Below are 20,810 nucleotides of genomic sequence, written 5' to 3' on the forward strand. Positions count from 1 at the left end.
CCCAATCCGCCATTTTTTTGGGGGAATCGCCGAAGTCAACAAAAGGAAACGAGTTTTGGAGGGTTTCGGCAAAAAAATGGTTGTCAATTTGGGCAGATGGCGCTATACTGTATCTTACAGAAAAACAACAGTGTTTGTGAGGTGGACTTATGCAGGACACACCCAAGTTTCTGCTGGTGGATACCGGGGCGCTGCCCCCGGTGTTTTTAAAGGTGGTGGAGGCCAAGGAGATGCTGGCCCAGGGCCTTGCCAAAAATTCCAGCGAGGCGGTGAAGAAGGTGGGCATCTCCCGCAGCGCCTTCTACAAGTACAAAGACCGGGTCTATCGCCCAGCGGGGGACAGCCGGCAGCTGTGCACCTTCTCCTTCTCCCTGCGGGATGAGCCGGGGGTCCTCTCCCGGGTCATCAACACCATCGCAAACAGCGGCGCCAACATCCTCACCATCAACCAATCCATCCCCATCGACGGGGTCGCCCCGGTGACCATCTCCTTTCGCATGGGCAGCGCCTGCCTCCCGCTGGAGGAGCTGACCGAGGAGATCGGGCAGTTGGGTGGGATCGTGGAATTAAAGCAATTGTTAGGAGAGTAGCAAATGATACAGGTAGCAATCATCGGGTACGGCACCGTTGGCTCCGGCGTGGCCGAGGTCATTGAGAGAAACGCCGAGGGCATTGCCCGCAAGGCCGGGCAGCCCATCGCCGTCAAATACATCTGCGACATCCGCGACTTCCCCGGCGACCCCAACGAGGGGAAGCTCTGCAAGGATTTCGGGGTGGTCTTGAAAGACCCCGAGGTCTCGGTGGTGGTGGAGTCCATCGGCGGGCTGAAACCCGCCTACCAGTTTGTAAAGGACAGCCTGCTGGCCGGCAAGAGCGTGGTCACCTCCAACAAGGAGCTGGTGGCCACCCACGGCTGGGAGCTGCTGCAGATCGCCAAGGAGAGGGGGATCCAGTTCCTCTTTGAAGCAAGCGTGGGGGGCGGCACCCCCATCATCCGCCCCATCTACCAGTGCATGGCGGCCAACGAGTTCACCGAGATCGCCGGCATCCTCAACGGCACCACCAACTTCATGCTCACCAAGATGAAGCGGGAGGACCTCTCCTTTGACGAGGCGCTGAAGCTGGCCCAGAGCCTGGGGTACGCCGAGACCACCGACCCCTCGGCCGACGTGGACGGACACGACGCCTGCCGCAAAATCTGCATCCTCGGCTCCCTGGCCTTTGGGCGGCACATCTTTCCCGCCCAGGTGCCCACCGAGGGGATCCGCGCCATCACCACCGCCGACATGGCGGCCGCCGAGCGCCTGGGCTACGCCATCAAACTCATCGGCCGGGCCAAGCGGCTGGAGGACGGGCGGGTGTTGGCCGAGGTCTGCCCGGCCCTGCTGCCGGGGGAGAGCCAGCTGGCCTCGGTGAGCGACGTGTACAACGGCATCCTGGTGCGCTCCGACATGCTGGGCGACGTCCTCTTTTACGGCCGGGGGGCGGGCAAGCTGCCCACTGCCAGCGCCGTGGTCAGCGACATCATCGACTGCGTCAAGAGCGAGGACGTCCACCGCACCCTCTTCTGGGTCAAGAGCGAGGAGGAGTTCCTGGCCGACCCGGCGGAGGACGTGCTGCGCCGCTACCTGCGGCTGGAGGGCGGCTCACAGGAGGCCCTCTCCAAGGCCGCGGCCGCCGCCTTTGGCGCGCCCGAACTGGTGCAGCCCAGCGGGGAGGGGATCGTCTGCATCCTCCCCGCCCAGAGCGGCAAGGCCTTTGCCGCCGGCATCGCCGCCCTGCCCGATTGGGCCAAGGTGGCCACCGCCCTGAAGGTGCTGCCCTACTGATCCGACGCCCCGCGAGGGGATGCAAATTTTGACCATTGGAGGGACTCATTCGTGATCCACATCACCGTGCCGGCCACCAGCGCCAACATCGGCGCAGGCTTTGACTCGCTGGGGCTGGCCCTCAATTTGCAAAATGAAATCTACATGGAGGAGTGGGACGGCCCGGCCATCTCCTCCCGCGACGGGCGGCCCGTCCCCACCGGGGAGGACAATCTCATCTACCGCACCGCCAAGGCCCTGTATCAGCGAGTGGGCCGCCCCTTTCGGGGGCTGCGCATCGAGCAGGTCAACAACATCCCCATGACCCGGGGGCTGGGTAGCAGCTCGGCCTGCATCGTGGGGGGGCTGTTGGGGGCCAACACCCTGCTGGGCGAGCCCCTCACCAGAGATGAGCTGGTGGATATGGCCGCCCATCTGGAGGGGCACCCCGACAACTCCACCCCGGCCATCCTGGGGGGCTTTGTCTCCGCCGTGCTCGAGGAGGAGCACGTCTACTACGTGAAAAAGGAACTGGACGAGGGGATGCACTTTGCGGCCTTTATCCCCAATTTTAGCCTCTCCACCGAGGTGGCCCGGGCGGCGCTGCCGCCCCAGGTCAGCCACAAGGACGCGGTCTATAACCTCTCCCGGGCGGCGCTGATGGCCACCTCCATCTGCACCGGCAAGCTGGAAAACATCCGGGTCGCGGCGGGGGACCGGCTGCACCAACCCTACCGGCTGGGGCTGATCGAGGGGGGGCAGCGGGTCTTCGACATCGCCTACGAGTGCGGGGCCCTGGCGGTCTTTGTCAGCGGCGCCGGCCCCACCATCCTCGCCCTGGTGGACGCGCAGAACGCCGCCTTTGGCGACCGGGCGGCCGCCCTGCTCCAGGCCCAGCGAGAGACCCGGGCCTTTGAACTGGTCAAACTTCGCCCCGACAATCAGGGGGCAACGGTGCGCGTCTGCGAATAGATATAAGAGTGATGAGAAGAAAGAGGAGGGATTCCCATGGCTTTGGTCGTGCAGAAATTCGGCGGTAGCTCGGTGCGGGATGCCGAGCGGGTGCGCAATGTGGCGCAGATTGTCACGGATACTTACAAAGCGGGCAACAGTGTGGTGGTGGTGGTCTCCGCCCAGGGGGACACCACCGACGACTTGATCGAAAAGGCGGCGGAACTCAATCCCAACGCCTCCAAGCGGGAGATGGATATGCTCCTTTCCAGCGGGGAGCAGCAGAGCTGTGCCCTGCTGGCCATGACCATTGAGGCCATGGGCTATCCGGCCATCTCCCTGACCGGCTGGCAGGCGGGCTTTTTCACCACCAGCAACTACTCCAACGCCCGCATCCACCGGGTGGACACCGAGCGGCTGCAGGCCGAGTTGGATCGGCGCAGCATCGTGGTGGTGGCCGGTTTTCAGGGGCTCAACAAGTTCGACGACATCACCACCCTGGGCCGGGGCGGGTCCGACACCTCGGCGGTGGCGCTGGCGGCCTCGCTCCACGCCGACACCTGCCAGATCTACACCGACGTGGACGGGGTCTACACCGCCGACCCCCGCAAGGTGAAAAACGCAAAGAAACTCGACGAGATCTCCTTTGACGAGATGTTGGAGCTGGCCACCCTGGGCGCCCAGGTGCTGCACAACCGCTCGGTGGAGATGGCGAAAAAATTTGGGGTGCAGATCGAAGTGCTCTCCAGCCTGAGCCGGGTGCCGGGCACCATTGTGAAGGAGGATGTAAAGATGGAAAAGATGTTGATCAAGGGCGTGGCCAAGGACGAGCACGTGGTGCGCATCACGGTGGACGGGGTGGCGGACCAGCCGGGCACCGCCTTCAAGATTTTCTCTTTGCTCTCCAACCACAAGATCAACGTGGACATCATTTTGCAGACCCCCCCAAAGGACGGCTTCCAGGCCATCAGCTTTACCATCTCCGACGACCAGAAGGACGAGGCCCTGGCGGTGTTGGAGCGGCACGGCCACCGCTACCCCGGCGCCAAGATCTACAGCGAGGACGACATCGCCAAGGTCTCCATCGTGGGGGCGGGGATGCAGTCCAACCCCGGCGTGGCCGCCGACATGTTCGCCGCCCTGGGGGATGCGGGCGTCAACATCAAGATGATCTCCACCAGCGAAATCAAGATTTCGGTCATCATCGACCGGGCGGACGCCGACCGGGCGGTCTCTGCCATCCACGGCGCCTTTTACGACTAATCGGGAGAGAAAAGAGGGGGGAGCGCCCCCTCTTTTTTTGTGGCAACGCCACCGCCCCAACCCCCGATTTTGCCGGGGAGACAGATCGTTTTTGCACAGGGCTTCCTGAAAGAAAGGGCCGGAGGTGCAAAAAGGGAAGCGGCTGTGGGGACGGATGACGCAAAACGGCATCCGAAATTGCCGATTTGCCGGCGGCGCGCGCAGCGCAGGCAAACATTTGCGATTCCCCCTTGCGGGGCCGATGCAAGCCGCCCATTTTACCGGTGGTTTCGATTGCCAAAATGCCCTGCTGCGGACAGGGTGCTCACAGAGAGGAGAGAGATGAGATGAATTGGACGATACAGGCCGTTGGCGATGGGTCCATCGCCGTGTTGGAAGGGGTGCAGGGGGCCATTTGTGACCTGCCGTCCGCCCTAGACGTGATTGCGGCGACGGCATTTGAGATGGGGTGTCACAAGCTCGCCATCGAGAAGGAAGCCCTCGCCGAATCCTTTTTTGACCTCCGCACCGGATTGGCGGGCGAGGTGCTGGAGAAGTTTGTCCAGTACCGGGTGCAGGTGGCCATCTGGGGGGATCATTCGGGGTATGCCAGCAAGGCCCTGAAGGACTTTATTCGCGAGAGCAACCGGGGGAGGGCGGTCTTTTTTGCCGACAGCAGGGAAGAGGCCCTGTGCAAACTGGGACAGCCTGCCTCGGCGAGATAGAGCGGCTGTCTTCGCTGAAATAAAAAAGCCACCCGGATGGGTGGCTTTTTTGCGATTGGGAGGGGCCGAGTGATGGCCGCCACCCTTTTTCGCTGGCTTCAAGGGATATGCAACGCAGCCCCGCAAACGGGCTCCGTTTGCTTGGCGGCATCAGCCTTGCCAAAGCGCTGCTTTGGCATTTGCTCCGCAAACCGGCCGCTGCCCTTTCGCTGGTTTTTCAGACTCTGTAGCGCAGCCCCGCAAACGGGCTCCGTTTGCTTGGCGGCATCAGCCTTGCCAAAGCGCTGCTTTGGCATTTGCTCCGCAAACCGGCCGCTGCCCTTTCGCTGGTTTTTCAGGCTCTGTAGCACAGCCCCGCAAACGGGCTCCGTTTGCTTGGCGGCATCAGCTTTGCCAAAGCGCTGCTTTGGCATTTGCTCTGCAAACCAGCCGCTGCCCGTTCGCTAGTTTTTCAGGCTTTGGAGCGGGGCCGGGATGCGGCCGCCGCGGGCGATCATCTTGGCGGGGGAGGCGTAGTTGACCTTCATGATGGGGGCGCTGCCGAAGAGGCCGCCGAATTCCAGCTCTTCGCCCTCCTTTTTGCCGATGGCGGGGATGATCCGCACGGCGGTGGTCTTGGAGTTGACCATCCCGATGGCGGCTTCGTCGGCGATGATGGCGCTCAAGATGTCGGCGGAGGTGTCGCCGGGCACGGCGATCATGTCCAGCCCCACCGAGCAGACGGCGGTCATGGCCTCCAACTTTTCCAGCAGCAGACAGCCCGAGCGGGCGGCGTCGATCATCCCCGCGTCCTCCGATACCGGGATAAAGGCGCCCGAGAGGCCGCCCACGGCGGAGGAGGCCATGACCCCGCCCTTCTTCACTGCATCGTTGAGCATGGCCAGGGCGGCGGTGGTGCCGTGGGCGCCGCACTGCTCCAGCCCGATTTCCTCCAGGATGTGGGCCACGCTGTCCCCCACCGCCGGGGTCGGGGCGAGGGAGAGGTCCACAATGCCGAAGGGCACCCCCAGGGCGCGGGAGGCCTCGGCCCCCACCAGCTGGCCCATGCGGGTGATTTTAAAGGCGGTCTTTTTGATCAGGTCGGCCACGTCGGTCAGGTCGCCCCCCTCCATCTTGGAGAGGGCGGCCCGCACCACGCCGGGGCCGGAGACCCCCACGTGGATGACGCAGTCGGGCTCGCCCACCCCGTGGAAGGCGCCGGCCATAAAGGGGTTGTCCTCCGGCGCGTTGCAGAAGACCACCAGCTTGGAGGGGCCCACGCAGTCGCGGTCAGCGGTGTTCTCGGCACTCTGGCGGATGATCTGGCCCATCAGCCGGACGGCGTCCATGTTGATGCCCGCCTTGGTGGAGCCGATGTTGACCGACGAGCAGAGCCGGTCGGTGACCCGCAGCGCCTCGGGGATGGACTCGATGAGCTCCAAATCGCCGGGGCCAAAGCCCTTTTGCACCAGGGCGCTGTACCCGCCGATGAAGTTGACTCCCACCGTCTCGGCACAGCGCTGCAGGGTGCGGGCGTACTTCACCGGGTCGCCGCCGCTGGCCCCCAGCAGCATGGCGATGGGGGTGACCGAGATGCGCTTGTTGATGATGGGGATGCCGTACTTGCCCTCGATCTCCTCCCCCACCTTGACCAGGTCGCGGGCGCGGGTGGTGATTTTTTGGTAGATCTTTTCGCAGGAGCGGTCGATGTCGGAATCGGCGCAGTCCAGCAGGGAGATGCCCATGGTGATGGTGCGGATGTCCAGGCTCTCCTCCTGGATCATCTTGATGGTCTCGAGTATTTCGTTGGTGCTGATCATGAGCCGCCCTCCCTAAATGCGGTGCATCGAGTTGAAGATGTCCTCGTGCATCAGGTTGATTTGCAGGCCCCGCTCCTGGCCCAGGGTCTCCAGACGGGCGCGCAGCTCGGAGAGCTCCAGGTTGCACTTGGAGATGTCCACCACCATGATCATGGCGAAGATGTCCCCCAGGATGGACTGGGTCACATCCTGCACGTTGGCGTTGGCCTCGGCGCAGACGGTGCTGACGGCCGCCAGGATGCCCACGGTGTCCTTGCCGATAACAGAGATAACAGCTTTCATCTTTTCTTCCTCACTTTGCTTCTATTTTGAAAGGCCGCCCGCCGGGGCGGCGAACAGACGGGTGACGGGGGTCAGACCGAAATGGCCTCCACCGCCTCTAAAAAGGTTTTGGAGCCCATGTCGCCGGGCATGGCGAAGGCCCCGCCCGAGAGGGTGACGTCGGTGATGACGGCGCACTCGGGGGCGCAGACCCGCTTGAATTGCGAGGCGCAAAACCGCTTGTAGAAGAGGCCCAGCTTCTCCTTGATGTAGGCGCCGGTATAGCGCTCGCCAAAGGCCGCGCAGGCGTAGTAGAAGATCTTCTCCGGCGGCAGGCCGTAGCGCAGGTGGTGGTAGAGGATGAAGTCCAGCAGGTCGTACTCCCCCAAAATCTCCTCGGTCTTCTGGGCGATGTTGCCGAACTCGTCGGGGGGGAGCAGCTCCGGGCTGACCGGGGTGTCCAGGATGTCCTGAATGAAGGGGGCGGCCTTGGCAAAGCGCTCCTTCAGCCGCCGGCAGACGGCCCGCACCAGGGTCTTGGGCAGGCAGATGTTGACGTTGAAGTTGGCCAGGGCGTCGCCACCAAAGGTGCAAAAGCCCAGCGCGGCCTCCGACAGGTCGCCGGTCCCCACCACCAGGGCCCCGGTCTCGTTGGCGATGTCCAGGCAAATTTGGGTGCGCTCCCTGGCCTGGGCGTTTTCAAAGGTGACGTTGTGGCTTTGGGGGTCGTGGCCGATGTCGGCAAAGTGCGCCTCCACCGCCGGGCCGATGGGGATCTTGCGCAGTTTTGCGCCCACCGCCTCGCAGAGCTTTTCGGCGTTTGACTTGGTGCGCTGCGAGGTGCCAAAGCCGGGCATGGTCACCGCGGTGACGGCCGAGCGGGGCAGCCCCAACCGGTCGCAGGCCCCGGCGGCCACCAGCAGTGCCAGGGTGGAGTCCAGCCCGCCGGAGAGGGCCACCACCAGCTCCTTGATGCCGGTGTTCTCCATCCGCACCGCCAGGCTCTTGACCTGCAGGGAGAACAGCTCGTCGAGCTGCTCAGGGCGGGTGATGAAGGGGTTTTGCCCCAGGGGGCGCAGCAGCTTTTTGCCGCCGGTGCGCACCGGCACCGAGAAGGCGGGCTCAGGCCGCCGGAAGGCGGGGAGGGTTTGCCCCCGCCGGTACCCGGCGATGATGTCCAGATCCACATCGCAGACGGCTGCGGGGGGCCCGCTCACCGCCTGGGCAAAGGCCAGCAGCCGGTCGCACTCGAAGACGGCGGTCTGGGCGGTGAAGAGCCGGGGGGCGGACGAGTCGCCCTCGCCTCCCTGGGAGAGGACACAGCAGACCCCCAGGGCGGCGCTGACCTCCTTGATCTGGCGCAGCACCCGGTCGCCGTAACCCAGCCGGTCGGGCTCGCAGGCGCAGAGGAGGAGGAGGTCGGCCCCGCTCTCCACGATCTCCCGCGCGTAGAGGGAGAGGTGCGCCGGGTCGCCGAAGAAGAGGGCGGCGGTGCCGCCGCCCACCGAGAAGGTGGGGAGGGGACGGCCCAGTTCGGTCTCGGCGGGGAGGTCCAGCAGCAGCTGTCCTTCCCGGTAGAGATAGGCGTGCTCCCCGCCGGGGGAGGGGGCGGTGAAGAGGAACAGCCCCCCCAGCGCCGCCAGCTTGGCGCCGAGATAGGGGTGCAGCTCCCCGGCCGTCTTGGCAAACTGGCCGTTTTGGGCCAGGTCGCCAAGCGAGCCGCCGGTGAGGGTGTATTTGGGCAGCAGCACCAGGTCGGGGGCGCGATCCCCCAACTGCTGGGCCGCCTCGATCAGGGCCTCGGCGCTTTTGTGCATGTCCCCCAGGGAGATGCGGGAGGTGAGCGCCGCCACCCGTACAATGCTTTCCAAAAAAGAGACCTCCTTGCCAAAAAGAGATGGGCCCCCCCGGCGCGGACAGCGCGCCCGCGGCGGGGGGAAAGGGGGGCGTGCACCGGCGCGCCGCCCCGCCCAAACAGGGGGGAGGGGCCGCCGGCTGCCAGGCCCGCCCTGGCGAATATCGCCATGCGGCCATTATAGCATATTTCCCCGCCCAAAAACACCGTGCAGGGGCAGAAAAATGCGCCCGGCAACGGGTTTTTGCCCGGCGCGCCCCCCTTGTGCGCAGGGGCAAAAGGGAGTATACTGTTTACTCAATCAGCCCCTTTTACCGGGGGGCGGAAAAAAAGACGTGAAGGAGTGAGTGACGGATGGACAAATTACTGAAGATCTTACGGCGCAACGGCATGATGGAGGTGGCGCAGCTGGCGCTGCTTTTGGACCAGAGCGAGGCGGAGGTGGAAGAGCGGCTTCGCCAGCTGGAAGAGGATGGGGTCATCAAGGGCTACCGGGCGGTCATCGATTTTGAGGAGACCGAGGAGAACCATGTGGAGGCCCTGGTGGACCTGAAGGTGACCCCCCGCAAGGACTGCGGCTTTGACTACGTGGCCGACAAGATCGCCCAGATGAAGGAAGTGGATTCCCTCTACCTGATGAGCGGCGGCTACGACCTGTCGGTCCACATTTCCGGCAAGACCTTTCAGGACATCGCCATGATGGTGGCCAAAAAACTCTCCACCATCGACGGGGTGACCGGCACCGCCACCCATTTTGTCCTCAAGAAATACAAGGAAGACGACATCCTCTTCTGCGGTGAAAAACGCGATGAAAGGGGACTCACCAACCTGTGATCGACTACAACAAAATCCTCTCCAACAAAATTTTGCAGGTGAAGCCCTCCGGCATCCGCAAGTTCTTCGACATCGCCGCCGAGATGGAGGGGGTCATCTCCCTCGGGGTGGGGGAGCCCGACTTCGACACCCCCTACTCGGTGCGCCAGGCCGGCATCAAGAGCTTGGAAGAGGGCAAGACCTGGTACACCGCCAACGCCGGACTGGCCCCCCTGCGGGAGGGAATCGCCCGCTACCTGCAGCGCCGGTTCGACGGCCTCACCTACGACCCCAGCGACGAGATCCTGGTCACGGTGGGCGGCAGCGAAGCCATCGACATCGCCATCCGCACCCTGGTGGATCCGGGGGACGAGGTGATCATCCCCGAGCCCAGCTTTGTCTGCTACACCCCAATCGTCCAGCTGGCCGGCGGGGTGCCGGTGCCCATCCCCACCAGGGAGGAAAACGAGTTTCGCCTCACCGCCCAGGAGCTGAAGGACGCCCTCACCGAGCGCACCAAGCTGCTGGTGCTGCCCTTCCCCAACAACCCCACCGGCGCGGTGATGGAGCGGCGCCACCTGGAGGAGATCGCCCAGGTGCTGCGGGGGACCGACGTGATGGTCCTCTCCGACGAGATCTACGCCGAGCTGACCTATGGCGGGCTGAAACACACCCCCTTTGCCGCCATCGAGGGGATGTGGGAGCGCACCATCACCGTCAACGGCTTTTCCAAGGCCTTTGCCATGACCGGCTGGCGGCTGGGCTACGCCTGCTGCCCGGCCCCCATCCTCGCCCAGATGAAAAAGGCCCACCAGTTCGCTATCATGTGCGCCCCCACCGTCAGCCAGTACGCCGCGCTGGAGGCCATCAACAACTGCGACGACAGCATCGAGGAGATGAAGGAGGAGTACGACAGCCGCCGGCGCTACATCGTCGACGCCTTCAACAAGCTGGGGCTGCCCTGCTTCACCCCCAAGGGGGCCTTTTACGTCTTCCCCTGCATCCGCTCCACCGGGATGTCTTCCGCCCAGTTCTGCGAGGAACTGCTCTACTCCAAGAAAATCGCGGTGGTGCCGGGGGACGCCTTCGGCGAGAGCGGGGAGGGCTTTATCCGGGTGAGCTACTCCTACTCCCTCTCCCACCTGAAAAAGGCAATCAAGCGCATCGGCGAATTTCTGGAAGAGCGGCAGGGGTGAGGACGCCCCGCCAAAAAACCAAACGGCACGGGCCGCGACCGAAGGGGCCGCGGCCCGTTTTGAGAAATGGGGGATCGGAAGATGTCCGCTGAACTGGTTTCGGTGATAAAGACCCCGCGCTACGGGCGGGAGGAGGCGGTGGCCGCCGTCCGCCGCCACTTTGCGGCCTTGGGGGTAAAGGAGCAGGTGGGTCCGGCCACCCGCGCCCTCATCAAGCCCAATTTGCTGATGAAGCGGGCCCCTGAGGGGGCCACCACCACCCACCCCGACTTGGTCTACGCGGCGGTGGTCTGCCTGCAGGAGCTGGGGGTGCGGGAGATCGCCATTGCCGACAGCCCCGGCGGCCCCTACACCGAGAGCGCCCTGCGGGGCATCTACCGCGCCTGCGGGATGGAGGAGGTGGCCCGGGACACCGGCGCCCGCCTCAACTTCGACTTGGGGGAGGGGGAGCGGGAGAACCCTGCCGGGGTGAAGGCCAAGAAGTTCGCCGTCATCGCCCCCATCTGCCGGGCCGACTTCATCGTGGATGTCGCCAAGTGCAAGACCCACTGCATGACCACCCTCTCCGGCGGGGTGAAAAACCTCTTCGGCAGCATCCCCGGCCTGCAAAAGCCGCGGATGCACTACCGCTTCCCCGAGACCGAGGACTTCTCCCAGATGCTCCTGGACCTCTGCGGCGCGGTGCGGCCCGATCTGGTGCTGGTGGACGCGGTGGAGTGCATGGAGGGGGACGGCCCCTCCAGCGGGGTGAAAAAGCAGGTGGGGCTGACCCTCTGCGGCCGCAGCCCCTACGCCGTGGACGAGTGCCTCTGCCGGCTGATGGGCTTTTCCCCCGAACAGGTGGCCACGGTGCGGCTGGCCCGGGCGCGGGGGCTCTTTGGCGGGGAGGTGGCGCTGACGGGAGACGAGGACGCCCTGCAAAACCGCCATTTTCAGCGGCCCCGCTCCTCCACCGTGGACTTTATGGCCGGGGTGCCCGCCCCCCTGCGCCGCCCGGCCAGGTGGGTGATGCGCATCCTCTTTACCCCCCGGCCGCTCATCGATACCGCCGCCTGCGTGGGCTGTGGGAAGTGTGCCGAGAGCTGCCCGCCCCAGACCATTGTCCTGGAGGGGGGGAAGGCCCGCATCCGGAGGGAGCGCTGCATCCGCTGCTACTGCTGTCACGAGATGTGCCCGGTGGGGGCCATCCGCGTCTCCAAAAACATCCTCACCAAACACTAAAAGCGAGAGGAGGGCGCGCCCATGGACGGTTTGCACCTGCGGGCCAACGCCAAAATCAACCTGTCTCTGGACATCCTCGGCCGGCGGCCGGACGGCTATCACGAGATGGACATGGTGATGCAGACGATCACCCTCTGCGACGAGATCACCCTGTGCCGGACGCCGTCGGGCATCTCCCTCACCGGGGACGACCCGACCCTGCCCTGCGACGAGCGAAACATCGCCCACCGGGCCGCCCGCGCCTTTTTTGAGCGGACCGGACGGCCGGGCGGCTGCGCCATCCACATCCAAAAGCGGATCCCTGCCCAGGCGGGGCTGGGGGGCGGCAGCAGCGACGGCGCAGCGGTGCTGCGGGGGCTGAATGCCCTCTACGGCGCGGGGCTCACCACCCCCCAGCTCTGCGAGGTGGGGGCCGAGGTGGGGGCCGACATCCCCTTTCTGGTGCTGGGGGGCACCGCCCGGGTGGGGGGATTTGGCGAAAAGCTGACCCCCCTCCCCCCGCTGGGGGACTGCTTTCTCCTCCTCTCCAAGCCGGAGGAGGGGGTCTCCACCGGGGCGGCCTTTGCCGCTTTCGACGGAGCGGAAGATCCCCCCCGCCCCGACACCCAGCGGCTGTTGGCCGCCCTGGCGGCGGGGGACCTGCCCGCCCTGGGACAGGCCCTGAAAAACGCCATGCAGCTGCCGGGGGTGGTGCCGCCGGCGGTCTGGGAAATCGCCCGTCGGATGGAGGAAGGGGGGGCGCTGGGGGCCTGCATGAGCGGCAGCGGCTCGGCGGTCTTCGGCCTCTTTGACCGGGAGGGGCCCGCCCGCCGGGCCGAGGCGGCGCTGCGGAAAGTCTACCCCCAGACCGTCCTCTGCCGCCCCACCCCCTTTGGGGTGACCGACCGCCGGGGACAGCCGGTTGAGGGCTCCGTTGGGGCCGCGCGCCTTTAACAGTGCGCTGGCAGAAGGGCCCCTCTGCACCGGAAAGGGGCAATGGCCGCCGATGGGGCGGGGGAAGGCCCCCGGCCCCTTCTCCGTCTCTATCCCCTGCTCTGTCGGCGGCAAAATAAATTTGAATTTCCAGGTATAATTTGAAAAAGAGCGCTCCATACTCTCCCCAGACAAATCGGAAGGGGCGTTTTCAGTGAAGCGTTTTGCAAAAGTCCACAAGTGGGAGTGGGCCCTGGCTCTGGCCTCGGTCCTCTGCATCTTCTACGCGGCGGTGTCCGCAGAGGGGGAGTCGGTGGAGGCCATCCGCGAGAACACCGTGCGGCTGCACATCGTGGCGAATTCCGACTCGCCGGAGGACCAGGCCCTCAAGCTGCAGGTGCGCGATGCGGTGCTGGCCCGCTCCGACGAGCTCTTCGGCGATCTCGAGGGGAAGGAAGAGGCCCTGGACGCCATCCGGGAGAAGCTGCCCGCCATCGAGGAGGCCGCCGAGGCGGCCCTGCGGGAAAACGGCTGCCAGGAGCCGGTGCGCGCCGGGGTGACAAACCTCTACTTTGACATCAAGCGCTACGGCGACCGGGCGATCCTCCCCGCAGGGGAGTACGACGCGCTGCAGCTGGTCATCGGCGAGGGGCAGGGCCACAACTGGTGGTGCGTCATGTTCCCGCCCCTCTGCGTCCCCACCGCCAGCGAGCAGACCCCCGACTCGGTCTACGGCGAGGCGGCGGGGGAGATCGACCCCATCCAGGGGGTGGAGGTCAAGTTCAAGGTGGTGGAGTGGTTTGAGGGGGTGCAGCGCTTCTTCTCCGGCGAGAAGAGCGCCGAGCACTACACCCACTAGAGTGGGTCTCGGGCGGGCGGCCGCAGCGGAAGAATCTTCCGCCGCGGCCGCCCGCCTTTTTGCGCCCCGCGCGGGTTGCCCGGCGGGCCAAAACGTGTTATTCTGAAAGGCAAACGACAACCCCTCCCACCGCCCCTTTTGGGCGGCGGGAGGGCCGGACCGAAAGGGGGGAAGAGAGATGCTGCAACTGGTGCTGGGCCGGGCCAAGACCGGCAAGAGCACCCTGCTGGAAAGCCGGGTCGCCCAGCGGGCCGCTCAGGGGCGGGAGGTGCTGTTTCTGGTGCCGGAACAGGCCTCCTACCAGACCGAGAGCCGTCTCTTTTCCGCCCTGCCCCACGGCGATTTCAGCCGGGTGCAGGTCCTCTCCATCACCCGGCTGTGCGAGACCATCTTCGCCCAAAACGGCGGCCTCTCCGTCCCCGATTTGACCGGGGTGGGGGCGGCCTCCCTCATGGCCTCGGCCTTTTACGAGACCAAAGACCAGCTGCGCCTCTACGGCGGCCAGCCGGTGACCGAGGGCTTTCTCTCGGCCCTCATCGCCGCCCGGGAGGAGTTTCAGAACATGGGCCTCTCGCCCCAGGCCATCGACGAGGCCGCCCAGGCCCTGGGGAGCCCCGCCCTGCAGGACAAGCTGGGCGATTTCTCCGCCGTCTTCGCCGCCTTTGACGCCCTTTTGGACCGCAGCTTTACCGACGAGCCGGGGAAGATCTACCGCGCCATCGACCGGCGGGGGGATTTCTTTTTGGGCAAGTCGGTCTTTGTCGACGCCTTCACCGGCTTCACCAAGCCCCAGCACGACCTGCTCGACTGCATCCTGCGGGAGGCGGAGGAGGTGACGGTGGCCCTCTGCTGCGACGACCCCTGGCAGGGGGACGGGCGGGAGCTCTCCCCCTTTTACGAGGCCCGCAAGACCGCCCGCCGCCTGGCCCGCAACTGCCGGGAGATGGGGGTGGCGGTGGCCGAACCCGAGCGGCTGGACACCCCCCGCTTTGCCTCCGCCGACCTCTGCCAGATAGAGGCGGCCTTTGCCGGGCGCCGCCCCGCGCCGCTGGAAGAGGGGAAGGTGCGGGTCTTTGCCGCCCCCGACCGGTTTGCCGAGTGCGACTGGGCCGCGGCCGAGATCGACCGGCTCTGCCGACAGGGCTACCGCTACCGGGAGATCGCCGTCCTCTGCCGCCGGGCCGACGACTGCGCCGTGGCCATCCGCCAGGCGTTCGACCGGCGGGAGATCCCCTATTTTATCGACGAGAACCAGCCGGTCTACGCCAAGCCCACCGTCAGCCTGGTGCTGGCCATTTTGCGGGCCCTCACCCGGGGGCTGGACGCGGACGGCCTCCTCCTCATCGCCCGGCAGGGGCTGGCCGACGCCGACGAGGAGACCCTCTGCGACCTGGAGAACTACCTCTACACCTGGAACCTCTCGGGGGCGGCCCTCAAGCGGCCCTTTGAAAAAAATCCCGACGGCTTCGGCGGCCCCCTCACCCCCGAAGGGGCCGAGACCCTGCGCCGGGTCGAGGCGCTGCGCCAGGCCGTCTGCGATCCCCTGTTCGCCCTTGAAAAGAGCTGCCGCCGCAGCACCGGCGGGAAAATCGTCAAGGGCCTCTTTTCGCTGTTGGAGCGATACGGCGCGGCCCGGCTGGGGGAGCGGCAGGTGGCCCGGCTGGACGAGCTGGGGGAGAGCGCTTTGGCCGACGACTTTGTGGCCCAGTGGGACGCCCTGGTGGCGGTGCTGGACGAGCTCTACCTCACCCTGGGGGACCAGCCGCTGGACATCGACCGGTTTGCTGAGATCTTTCGTCTCTCCCTCAAGGCGGGGGATTTCGGCGCCATCCCCCGCAGCCTCGACCAGGTCATCGTGGGCTCGGCGGACAAGACCCGGCTGGAGGGCTGTCGGGTCTGCTTTGTGCTGGGGGCGACCTTTGGGGCCTTCCCCCTGCAGGAGGACCCGCCGGGGCTGCTGACCCAAAAGGAGAAAAACGCCCTGGCCGAGTGGGGCCTCGCCTACGCCGTGGACACCGGCGAGGCGGTGAGCCGGGAGCTGGGCTACTGCTACAATGCGGTCTGCGCCCCCAGCGAGCGGCTCTACATCGGCTACCACACCGCCTCGCTGAAGGGGGAACAGTTTGAGCCCAGCGAGCTGGTGGAGACCGCCCTGAAGATCCCCGGCCTCAAGGTGGAGGCCGGAGAGCTTCCGGGAGAGGAGGCCGTCTCCAACCGGGAGACCGCCTTTGCCGCCCTTTGCGCCGGGGAGGACCCGGCCTTGGCGGCCGCCCTGACCCAGGCCCTGGGCGAGCCGGAGCGCCGCCGGTTGGAGCGGGTGCGCCGCAGCGGCGAGGGGTACCGCTTCACCCTGGGGAGGGAGGCCAGCTACCTCCTCTTCGGGACCAAGCTGAACCTCTCCCCCACCGGGCTGGAGCAGTTTGAAAACTGCCCCTTCTCCTTCTACCTCAAGCGGGGGCTGGGGCTCGCCCCGCCCCCCAAGGGGGAGGTCTCCCCCCTGGAGACGGGCAGCTTTATCCACTATCTGCTGGAACAGGCCCTCAAGACCTACGGGCGGGCGTTCCCCGCCGTCCCCAGAGAGGAGCTGGACGGCTTTGTGGACACCGCCGCCGCCCGCTACGGGAAGGAGCAGTTGGGGGAGGAAAACCTCACCAAGCGCCAGCAGTACCTGCTGCAAAAGGTGCGGGAGAACACCAAGCTGCTGCTGACCCACCTGCAGAGGGAGCTGGCCCAGAGCCGGTTTTTCCCCGCTGCCTTCGAGCTGCCGGTGGGGGAGGGGAAGGACGCCCCGCCCCTGCGGGTGCAGGCCGCCGACGGCACCGAGGTGGCGGTGCAGGGGTATGTGGACCGGGTGGACACCTGCGAGATCGACGGCCAGCCCTACCTGCGGGTGGTGGACTACAAGTCGGGGGGGAAGGCCTTCTCCCTGAGCGATGTGTACAGCGGGCTGAACATGCAGATGCTCATCTACCTCTTCTCCCTCTGCCAGAAGGAGGGACCCTTTGCCGGCAGCCTGCCCGCCGGGGTCCTCTACATGCCCGCCGCCGTCACCTATTCCGACGTGGAGGGGGAGCCGGACGAAGGCTCCGCTGCCCTCTTTTCAAAGGGGCTGACCCAGAGCGGGCTGGTGCTGCGGGATCTGGAGGTCGTCCGCGCCATGGAGCCGGGGGTGGCGGGGGACTTCATCCCCGTCAAGCAGAACAAGGACGGCACCTTCAGCAAGTACAGCCGCCTGGCGACGCTGGAGCAGATGGGCCAGATCGAGGGGCACATCCGCCGCACCATGGCCGGGCTGGTGGACGCGCTGCGCCAGGGGGAGATCGGCGCCGTGCCCCTGCAAAAGGACCAGTTCCTCCCCTGCACCTACTGCGACTACCGCCGGGTCTGCCTCATCGAGGAGAAGGACGAGCGGCGGGAGTGCCCCAAACTGAAGGGGGACGCCGAATTTTACCAGAGGACAAAGGGGGAGTGAGTGATGGCTGAAAAGCCCCGCTTTACCAGGTGGCAGCAGGCCGCGGTGGACGACCGGGGCGGCACCCTGCTCGTCAGCGCCGCCGCCGGTTCGGGCAAGACCTCGGTCCTCACCAGCCGGGTGGTCTCCCTCCTGGCCGACGAGACGGCCCCCGTCAGCCCGGAGGAGCTGCTCATCGTCACCTTCACCAACGCCGCCGCCGCCGAGATGAAGCAGCGCATCTACACCGGCCTGGCCGCCGAGATCGCCGCCCGGCCGGGCAGCGCCTTTCTGCGCCGCCAGCAGGCACTGGTCTCCCGCGCCGACATCTGCACCATCGACTCCTTTTGCATCAAGTTGGTGCGGGAGCACTTCTCGGCCCTGGGCATCCGCCGGGACTTCTCCATTGTGGAGGGGGCCCAGGCGGGGCTGCTCAAGCAGCGGGCCCTGGGCGAGACCCTGCAGGAGCTCTACGAGGAGGCGGAACCCGCCTTTTTGCAGATGGCCGAACTGGTCAACGCCGAGCGCAGCGACCGACGGCTGGAGGACATCCTCTTAAAGCTGCACGACTTTCTCCAGTCCCTGCCCTACCCCCAAAACTGGCTCGACAGCGCCCTGGCCCTCTACGACGGGGACCAGCCGGCGGGGGAGAGCGTCTGGGGCAGGGCCCTCCTCGCGGGCGCAGCGGAGATGCTCTCCTTCTCCCTCGCCCAACTGGAGAAGATGGGCGACCTCGCCGCCGGGGACGGAAAGCTGTCCGCGGCTCTGGCCCCGGTGCTCGAGAGCGATCGGGCCCTGGTGCAAGGCGCCCTGGACGCGGCCCTGACCGGGGACCTGGGCGGCCTGGAGGAGCGGCTGCGGGCGGGCGGCTTTGCCCGTTTTCCCACGGTGCGGGGCTATGCCGACGACCCGCTCAAGGTGCGCGTCAAAGAGCTGCGCGACGAGGTGCGGGCCGACTGGGCCGAGTGGCGGGACAAGCGCCTCTGCCGCACCCCCGCTCAGCACCGGGAGGACGTGGCCGCCCTGCGCCCCCTGGTGGCCGCCCTCTATGGGGCGGTGAGCCGCTTTGGCCGCAAGTTGGAGGAGCGCAAGCGGGCCGAAAACCAGTTTGAGTTCTCCGACTTGGAGCAGTACGCCCTGCGGCTGTGCACCACCACCGACGGGGTGCAGATCCTCCCCAGCGAGCTGGCGGGGGAACTGTCGAGCACCATCTCCTTTATCATGGTGGACGAGTACCAGGACACCAACGGGGTGCAGGACGCCCTCTTTCAGTCCCTGTCCAAAAATGGGGAGAACCTCTTTTTGGTGGGGGACGTCAAGCAGAGCATCTACCGCTTCCGCCAGGCCAAACCGGAGATCTTCATCGCTAAGAAGGAGCAGTTTCACCCCTACGACGGCAGCGCCTACCCGGCCCTCATCACCCTGGACCAAAACTTCCGCAGCGCCAAGGGGGTCACCGACTTTGTCAACTTCCTCTTTTCCCGGGTCATGAGCCGGGAGGTGGGGGAGATCCCCTACGGCGAGGGGGAGGAGCTGGTCTACTCCGGCGGGTACGACGGCGCGGCGGTGGACGACGCGCCCGAAATCTACCTGGTGGACGGCAGCCCCGAACAGCCGGGGGAGGGGGAGGAGCCGCCCCCGCCCGACCGCCGGACCCTGGACGAGCGGGAGGCCGACTTTGTCGCCCAGAAGATCCGCTCCATGGTGGAGGGCGGGTTCCTGGTCAAGGACGGCCCGGTCACCCGCCCCGCCCGCTACGGCGACTTTGCCGTGCTGCTGCGCTCGGCCAACACCCTGGCCCCCCTCTATCTCGAGCGGTTGGAGCTGGCGGGGGTCCCGGCCGGCGGCAGCGGCAGCCAGGGCTTTCTCGGCCGCAAGGAGATCGGGATGCTCACCGACTTGCTCAAGTGCATCGACAACCCCAAAGACGACGTGGCCCTGGCCGGGGCCATGCTCTCCCCCCTCTACGGCTTCACCCCCGACGAGCTGGCCGAAATCCGCGCCGGCGCGCCCAGGGGGGCGGGGAAGAGCCTCTACGCCCGGCTGCTGGGGGCGGCGCGTACCCCCAAGCTGGACGGGTTTTTAAAGGACCTGCGCTACTTCCGCGAGCTGGCGGCCGTCCTCCCCGCGCGGGAGCTGCTGGGGCGCATCTACCTGGCCACCGACGTGGAGAACCTGGTCAGCGGGCTGGCAAACCCCGCCCCCCGGCGGGAAAACCTCCGCCTCTTTCTCACCTACGCCCAGGAGTTTTCCCAGTCCGGCTCGGCGCGGGAGTTCCTGCGCTATCTGGAGCGGGTGGCCGAGGGGGGGGACGACCTGCCCGGCGCCCAGTCCGGCGGCGGGGGCAACGGGGTGCAGGTGATGAGCATCCACCGCTCCAAGGGGCTGGAGTTCCCCGTCTGCTTTGTCTCCCGGCTGGGGGGCGGCTACAACCTGAAAGACGCCCGGGCCCGGGCCCAGGTCTCCCCGGCCATGGGCTTTACCTGCTACCGGCGGCGGGAGCACTTTTTGCAGCACTCCACCCTGATGCACGAGGCGGCCAAGTGGGAGGCGGTGCAGCAGTCGTTGAGCGAGGAGATGCGGGTGCTCTACGTGGCCCTGACGAGGGCCAAGCAGAAGCTGATCCTCACCGCCGCCCAGAAGGACCCCCAGGGCTATGCTCGCGCCTGCTGGGCCCGGGGCACCAGCCCCTACGCCGTCCGCCGCAGCGGCTGCTTTGCCGACTTTGTGCTGGCGGCCCTGGCCCAGCACCCGGGGGCCGACGGCCTCTTTCGGGGGGCGGGGGTCCTCCTCCCGGCGGGGGAAGCGCCCTTCCCCCTGGTGGCGGCGGTGGTCCGCCCCGCTCTGCCCGCCCCGCGGGAGACCGCGCGGGAAGAGGTGCCGGCCGACCCCGCCCAGGTGGCCCGGCTGCGGGAGAAGCTCGCCTACCAGTACCCCTACCGGGCCCTGACCGCCCTGCCGGCCAAGGCCTCGGTCTCCCAGCTGGCCAAGGGGCGCAAGAGCTGGCTCAACACCCGCCCGGTCTTTACCTACCAGGGGGGGCTCACCCCCACCGAGCGGGGCAACGCCCACCACAAGTTCATGCAGTACTGCGACTACCGGGCCGCCGCAGCCGACCCCGAGGGGGAGATCGCCCGCCTGAGGGGGGAGCAGTACCTCACCGGCCCCGAGGCCGACTGCATCGACCCCGCCGTCCTGCGCAGCTTTTTTGCAGGGCCGGTGGGCCGGCGGATCGCCCGGGCCGACCGCCTCTACCGGGAGCTGCGGTTTTTCACCCGGATGGACGCGGGGGAGCTGGACGGCGAGGCCGCCGGCTTTGGGGAGACGGTGCTGGTGCAGGGGGTGGCCGACTGCGTCCTCGAAGAGGGGGGCGAGCTGACCATCATCGACTACAAGACCGACCGGGTGAAGGACCTGGCGGCCCTGGGCGAGCGCTACGCCGTGCAGCTGCAAGTCTACACCAAGGGCATCGGCGACCTGCTGGAAAAGCCGGTGCGCCACAAGATCCTCTACTCCTTCTACCTGCAAAAGGCGCTGGAGCTGGAGGAGGAAAAGGCCGCCGCCCGCCGCAAAAAAAACAGTTGACAGGGCGGGGTGGGGCTGCTATACTAGTTGAGACAACAAAGTAGAACAACATCTGCCGTTCTCACCCACCGGCCTTCTGTGGCGGTGCGGTCAATCAGAAAAGGGGCGTCTCCCCACAGGGGCGGCGCGCGT

The 20,810-nt window shown here is 66.6% G+C and carries 15 protein-coding genes; 12 read left to right on the forward strand and 3 right to left on the reverse strand.

Annotated elements, in window-relative coordinates:
• The first annotated feature begins 149 nt into the window (after window positions 1–149).
• The 5 genes from BN3266_RS08720 (at window position 150) to BN3266_RS08740 (ending at window position 4,726) form a co-directional block, all read left to right on the forward strand.
• Window positions 150–590, forward strand: a complete 441-nt coding sequence (locus BN3266_RS08720; RefSeq protein WP_021661525.1) for an ACT domain-containing protein — start codon at window positions 150–152, stop codon at window positions 588–590.
• 3 nt (window positions 591–593) lie between these two features.
• Window positions 594–1,829 carry a homoserine dehydrogenase gene (locus BN3266_RS08725; RefSeq protein ID WP_021661524.1) on the forward strand — a complete coding sequence of 412 codons (1,236 nt, stop codon included), beginning with the start codon at window positions 594–596 and terminating at the stop codon, window positions 1,827–1,829.
• Between the two features lie 51 nt (window positions 1,830–1,880).
• Window positions 1,881–2,780: a homoserine kinase gene (thrB, locus tag BN3266_RS08730; RefSeq protein ID WP_059004856.1), complete on the forward strand. Its 900-nt coding sequence runs from the start codon at window positions 1,881–1,883 to the stop codon at window positions 2,778–2,780.
• A gap of 36 nt (window positions 2,781–2,816) precedes the next feature.
• Window positions 2,817–4,022 (forward strand): aspartate kinase, encoded by a 1,206-nt coding sequence (locus BN3266_RS08735; RefSeq protein WP_021661522.1) that lies wholly within the window; start codon window positions 2,817–2,819, stop codon window positions 4,020–4,022.
• Window positions 4,023–4,348: 326 nt separating this feature from the next.
• Window positions 4,349–4,726, forward strand: a complete 378-nt coding sequence (locus tag BN3266_RS08740; protein WP_059004857.1) for a DUF4180 domain-containing protein — start codon at window positions 4,349–4,351, stop codon at window positions 4,724–4,726.
• A 443-nt stretch (window positions 4,727–5,169) separates the two neighbouring features.
• Here the strand turns inward: BN3266_RS08740 and BN3266_RS08750 are convergent, their stop codons facing one another.
• The 3 genes from BN3266_RS08750 to nadE form a co-directional block, all read right to left on the reverse strand.
• Window positions 5,170–6,525 carry a PFL family protein gene (locus tag BN3266_RS08750; protein ID WP_021661518.1) on the reverse strand — a complete coding sequence of 452 codons (1,356 nt, stop codon included), beginning with the start codon at window positions 6,523–6,525 and terminating at the stop codon, window positions 5,170–5,172.
• Window positions 6,526–6,537: 12 nt separating this feature from the next.
• Complete coding sequence (locus tag BN3266_RS08755; protein ID WP_021661517.1) at window positions 6,538–6,807, reverse strand: ACT domain-containing protein; 270 nt, start codon at window positions 6,805–6,807, stop codon at window positions 6,538–6,540.
• Window positions 6,808–6,878: 71 nt separating this feature from the next.
• Window positions 6,879–8,657, reverse strand: coding sequence for an NAD(+) synthase (nadE, locus tag BN3266_RS08760; RefSeq protein WP_059004859.1), 1,779 nt, complete (start codon window positions 8,655–8,657; stop codon window positions 6,879–6,881).
• 338 nt (window positions 8,658–8,995) lie between these two features.
• Here nadE and BN3266_RS08765 point away from each other — a divergent pair, with 338 nt between their 5' ends.
• From BN3266_RS08765 to BN3266_RS08795, 7 genes are all read left to right on the forward strand, one after another.
• Window positions 8,996–9,475 carry an Lrp/AsnC family transcriptional regulator gene (locus BN3266_RS08765; protein ID WP_021661514.1) on the forward strand — a complete coding sequence of 160 codons (480 nt, stop codon included), beginning with the start codon at window positions 8,996–8,998 and terminating at the stop codon, window positions 9,473–9,475.
• Window positions 9,472–10,650 carry an aminotransferase class I/II-fold pyridoxal phosphate-dependent enzyme gene (locus BN3266_RS08770; RefSeq protein WP_242861749.1) on the forward strand — a complete coding sequence of 393 codons (1,179 nt, stop codon included), beginning with the start codon at window positions 9,472–9,474 and terminating at the stop codon, window positions 10,648–10,650. The genes BN3266_RS08765 and BN3266_RS08770 overlap by 4 nt, the downstream gene beginning before the upstream one ends.
• Before the next feature lie 81 nt (window positions 10,651–10,731).
• Complete coding sequence (locus tag BN3266_RS08775; RefSeq protein ID WP_059004860.1) at window positions 10,732–11,871, forward strand: DUF362 domain-containing protein; 1,140 nt, start codon at window positions 10,732–10,734, stop codon at window positions 11,869–11,871.
• A 21-nt stretch (window positions 11,872–11,892) separates the two neighbouring features.
• Window positions 11,893–12,804, forward strand: coding sequence for a 4-(cytidine 5'-diphospho)-2-C-methyl-D-erythritol kinase (gene ispE, locus BN3266_RS08780; protein ID WP_075109724.1), 912 nt, complete (start codon window positions 11,893–11,895; stop codon window positions 12,802–12,804).
• Between the two features lie 193 nt (window positions 12,805–12,997).
• The gene (gene spoIIR, locus BN3266_RS08785; protein WP_059004861.1) at window positions 12,998–13,642 is read left to right on the forward strand and encodes a stage II sporulation protein R; all 645 of its coding nucleotides are present in this window, start codon (window positions 12,998–13,000) and stop codon (window positions 13,640–13,642) included.
• 178 nt (window positions 13,643–13,820) lie between these two features.
• Window positions 13,821–17,114, forward strand: coding sequence for a PD-(D/E)XK nuclease family protein (locus BN3266_RS08790; protein ID WP_059004862.1), 3,294 nt, complete (start codon window positions 13,821–13,823; stop codon window positions 17,112–17,114).
• A gap of 3 nt (window positions 17,115–17,117) precedes the next feature.
• Window positions 17,118–20,678, forward strand: coding sequence for a UvrD-helicase domain-containing protein (locus BN3266_RS08795; RefSeq protein ID WP_154669040.1), 3,561 nt, complete (start codon window positions 17,118–17,120; stop codon window positions 20,676–20,678).
• Window positions 20,679–20,810: the final 132 nt, after the last annotated feature.

The organism is Bittarella massiliensis (ex Durand et al. 2017), assembly GCF_001486165.1.
In the GTDB taxonomy this organism is placed as follows: domain Bacteria; phylum Bacillota; class Clostridia; order Oscillospirales; family Ruminococcaceae; genus Bittarella; species Bittarella massiliensis.